Source organism: Syntrophales bacterium, from assembly GCA_023229765.1.
GTDB lineage: Bacteria > Desulfobacterota > Syntrophia > Syntrophales > UBA5619 > DYTH01.
This window is the reverse complement of sequence record JALNYO010000081.1, coordinates 1-3822: the sequence shown is the minus strand read 5'-3', so window position 1 is coordinate 3822 and position 3822 is coordinate 1. Positions and strand designations below refer to the sequence as shown.

Sequence of the window (3822 nt, the reverse complement as noted above, 5' to 3'; positions counted from 1 at the left end):
ATTTTTCCGGCTACCGTCCCGGCCGCGCCAGCAGAAGAATTCCCGTTGTTCTGAGCCGGCGGGAGTGCCAGTCGCTGTTTGCCGAGATGTCCGGAACGAACCGTCTCATGGCCCGGCTCATGTACGGCGCGGGGCTACGCCTGATGGAATTACTGAGGCTCAGAGTTCAGGATATAAACTTCGAACAGGGGATCGTCATCATCCGCAGCGGCAAGGGGGGCAAGGACCGGGTGAGCGTGCTGCCGGAAAGTCTGCGGGAGGCCCTCCTGTCACATCGGGAACGTCTCCGGCTGCTCTTCGATGAAGACAGGCAGGAAGGTTTGCCGGGGGTATGGCTTCCCGATTCCGTGGAAAATAAAATTCCCACGGCGGGGGTACTCTGGGCGTGGCAGTGGTTTTTCCCCTCGCGCCAGTTGGCGATCGACCCGCGCAGCGGCCTCAAGCGCCGCCATCACCTGAACGACGCCGCTTTCCAGAGTGCCATCCGCAAGGCGGCGAGGGCGGCAGGCCTTTCCCAGCGGGTCACCCCCCATACCCTGCGTCACTCCTTCGCCACCCACCTGCTGGCCGGGGGAGCGGATATCCGGACGGTACAGGAACTGCTCGGCCACTCGGATGTAGCGACCACCATGATTTACACCCATGTGCTTAACCGGCCGGGCCTTGCAGTGCGCAGTCCGCTGGACAACATGTAAAGCCAGATATTTACTGATCTTTTTCGGGTGTGTGGAAAAACCAAAAACCGACAGAGGTCCGTTGTCAATTTGTGTGATGATTAATCCATGGAGCAGATGCCAAATCAGGAATACTTGTGCGCAATGGCCCTTGCCAGAGAAATATCTGCCGAGGTGGGGGAGCCGCTATTCTACCGCGAACGGACACTTGAGCGAACCCTGTCCGAGGAGTTTTTTTCCTCCGAGCCTCTGGTTCAGGATATCTTGCAGATTATCGAAGCCCGGGGGGATTATCTCGGACACGGTCTGATTCACGTCCGTAAAGTAGCAATTGATGCCGGGGCCTTGATTTTAGCGGAAAGCGACGAAGGAATTTCCGCCACGGCAGTCAGAAGAATGGTTTTGTTGGGGCACCTTGCAGGACTACTTCACGATATTTGCCGTCGGGAAAAAAACCATGCAGAAAGAGGCGCCGCAGAGGCGGTCAAAGTTCTGACAGGCTTTCCTCTCAGTGATCAGGAGCGCCTCTCCATAGCCGGTGCAATACAAAACCATGAGGCCTTCCGCCCCCTTATAACTTCAGATTCACCAGAAGCGCAGCTTCTTTCCGACTCCCTCTATGATGCGGATAAATTCCGCTGGGGGCCGGACAATTTCACGGAAACCATCTGGGCGATGACGGCGCCGCGCGCGATTCCCCTGTGCGAACTTTTACCGAAGTTCCCCGCCGGCATGCAGGGTGTTGAAAAAATTAAAGAAAGCTTCCGCACGGCAACCGGGCGTAGATATGGTCCTGATTTTATTGAGCGCGGCCTTGAGATCGGCCGCAGACTTTATGCGATTTTGACCACCGACTGCTGAGCATGCAGAAGTTTCAGGGCTCGGCCAGGGGATTGGTCGCGGCGAAGATACGGGCCATATCGGCGTGAATCAGGCCGTTAGTGGCGAGGATATGCGGAGAATGGACATTGTATGCGCCGCCGGCAAGATCGGTGACAACGCCTCCGGCCTCTTCCACGATCAGCCAGCCGGCGGCTGTGTCCCACGGGGCAAGTTTCAGCTCCCAGAAGCCGTCGAACCGGCCCGCCGCGATAAAGGCCAGATCAAGCGCCGCCGAACCCGCCCGCCGAATTGCCTGGGCATGAAGCGCCATCGCCTTGAAGTAATTGATATTATTGTTTCTGTCGGTTCGTATGTCGTAGGGAAAACCGGTTGCCAAAAGAGATCGGGAAAGTGCTGCGGTAGATGATACCTTCAGTCGCCGGCCGTTCAGATATGAACCGGCCCCCTGCTCCGCCACAAAAAATTCGTCAGACATGGGGTTATAAACGGCGCCCAGGATGATCGTCCCCTCAACCTCCAGGGCGATGGAAACCGCAAAGACCGGATAGCCATGGGCATAATTGGTGGTTCCATCCAAGGGATCGATGATCCAGCGGGATTCTGAAATATTTATTTTTTCCGGCGATTCTTCGGTCATTATGCCATGCTGAGGGAACCGGCGACTGATCCTCTCGACTATCAGTTCCTCAGAAAGGCGATCCGCCTCGGTTACGATATTTATCTCCCCTTTGTACTGAACATCATGCCGGTCATAAAGCCTGCCGCGCAGAAGCGCCCCTGCCTCGCGCGCCGTTTTTTCGATAAATTCCCTCAAACCGCCGTCATTCAGCATGCTTCTCGTCCTTTTTCATCAGCTCCCCACACCTCGGAGCAATTTATTAGCGATATGCCCGCTCTTAACATCGTGCCTTTGATCTCATCACAAAGATGAATGAATATCCAGAAGAAAATATTTTTAATCGCTCCTGATTTAGATCCGCTGCTCATATTTATTCTATTGCATTTATCTATTTAATGATGCTAATCCTTATCCGCAAATGGGAATGCCTGCAACCCCGATATGAAAACAGAACCAACTACCGTCATTGATCCGAAATTCAAAAGCACTATTTAGTATAATTAAGAGTGTTCCAATATCGGCAAGGACATAATAAGATGAATGAAAACGATAACATTCCCCAAAATAATTCAGGCTCGACGCCGGGAGAAACGGTAGAAAATCTGAAGGCGCTGCGGGAAGCCCGCGGACTATCCCTGAAAGATATTTTTGCCGCGACACGGATCAGCATCGTTAACCTCGCGGCGCTGGAAAATGGCGACTTTAAAAGCCTCCCCTCCCCGATCTACACGAAAAGCTTTATCAAAAAATACGCCAAGAAGATTGCAATCGACGAAAAACCGCTTCTCGACAGGTATGAAGTTTACCTTGCCACCACAAGCAAACCGGCCGAAGCCGAAGAGGTCAGGAAACCCTGGCCGGAAAACAGCCGACGGTACCTGTTCCTTTATGGAAGTCTTGCCATTGTGATCATCGCCGGCCTTATCGTCCTGGCGGTCTTTCTCTACCATGGGGATAAGCCAGCGACTCCCGCCGCACCCGTTGCCAAGCCGGCATCGGCGCCCGCAGTTCCGCCTGCCGTAAATAATGCGGCGCCAACGGCAGCCCTCCCGCAAACGACGGCGGCAGTCAGCCCTGCCCCGGAAAAAACTGTTTCACCCTCCCCAGACCAGTCTCTAACAGGCAAGTACCATCTGGTTATTGAGGCACGTGAGCTGACATGGATGAGAATAGTTGCAGACAAAAAAAACCGCAGTGAGATTCTGTTGAAGCCGGGGGAGAAAATCGAGCGGCGGGCGGAGGAAGGCTTCCAACTGTATATAGGCAACGCCGGGGGAGTAGATCTTTTTTTCCAGGGAAAGCCCCTGGGAGCGCCGGGGAAACGGGGCGCGGTTGTTACTGTAAATCTTCCGGCGGAAGAACCGAAAAAAGAGAATAATTGAAAGCGGCCATTTGCCGCTTGCAAACGGTTATTATTTGACAATGGCTTTGCGATAGTTTAGGATCGCGACGGTAAATTTAGAGAAAGAGGGTGTAAAATTATGTTTGGAATAGGCATGCCTGAATTGCTAATCATCCTGGTTATCATTTTAATTATTTTCGGAGCCGGCAAACTCCCCGAAATCGGCAGCGCTCTGGGCAAGACCATCAGAAACTTCAAGAAATCCAGCAATGAGCCGAATGAGATAGACGTCACTCCCAAAAAAGAGGATAATAAATCCGACGACAAGAAATCATCCTGAATCC

General features: G+C 53.3%; 5 protein-coding genes. 4 read left to right on the top strand and 1 reads right to left on the bottom strand.

Annotated features, from left to right (window positions below; genetic code table 11):
• A partial coding sequence (locus tag M0P74_18155) for an integron integrase (protein ID MCK9365510.1) occupies nt 1–695 on the top strand: 695 nt, incomplete at its 5' end.
• 87 nt (nt 696–782) lie between these two features.
• Entirely contained in the window at nt 783–1535 is a 753-nt protein-coding gene (locus M0P74_18150; GenBank protein MCK9365509.1) for a hypothetical protein, read from the top strand.
• 13 nt (nt 1536–1548) lie between these two features.
• Here M0P74_18150 and M0P74_18145 read toward each other — a convergent pair whose 3' ends face one another.
• Complete coding sequence (locus M0P74_18145; GenBank protein ID MCK9365508.1) at nt 1549–2349, bottom strand: inositol monophosphatase; 801 nt, start codon at nt 2347–2349, stop codon at nt 1549–1551.
• Between the two features lie 323 nt (nt 2350–2672).
• On the opposite strand from M0P74_18145, the gene M0P74_18140 reads away from it, so the two are divergent.
• Nucleotides 2673–3518 (top strand): DUF4115 domain-containing protein, encoded by an 846-nt coding sequence (locus M0P74_18140; protein ID MCK9365507.1) that lies wholly within the window; start codon nt 2673–2675, stop codon nt 3516–3518.
• Between the two features lie 99 nt (nt 3519–3617).
• A complete protein-coding gene (locus M0P74_18135; GenBank protein ID MCK9365506.1) occupies nt 3618–3818 on the top strand; it encodes a twin-arginine translocase TatA/TatE family subunit in 201 nt (66 codons plus the stop codon).
• Nucleotides 3819–3822: the final 4 nt, after the last annotated feature.

What these genes read in the sequence shown, in the direction of transcription:
- M0P74_18150 (MCK9365509.1), top strand. Translation starts at nt 783, where the DNA reads ATGGAGCAGATGCCAAATCAGGAATACTTGTGCGCAATGGCCCTTGCC.
- M0P74_18145 (MCK9365508.1), bottom strand. Translation starts at nt 2,349, where the DNA reads ATGCTGAATGACGGCGGTTTGAGGGAATTTATCGAAAAAACGGCGCGC.
- M0P74_18140 (MCK9365507.1), top strand. Translation starts at nt 2,673, where the DNA reads ATGAATGAAAACGATAACATTCCCCAAAATAATTCAGGCTCGACGCCG.
- M0P74_18135 (MCK9365506.1), top strand. Translation starts at nt 3,618, where the DNA reads ATGTTTGGAATAGGCATGCCTGAATTGCTAATCATCCTGGTTATCATT.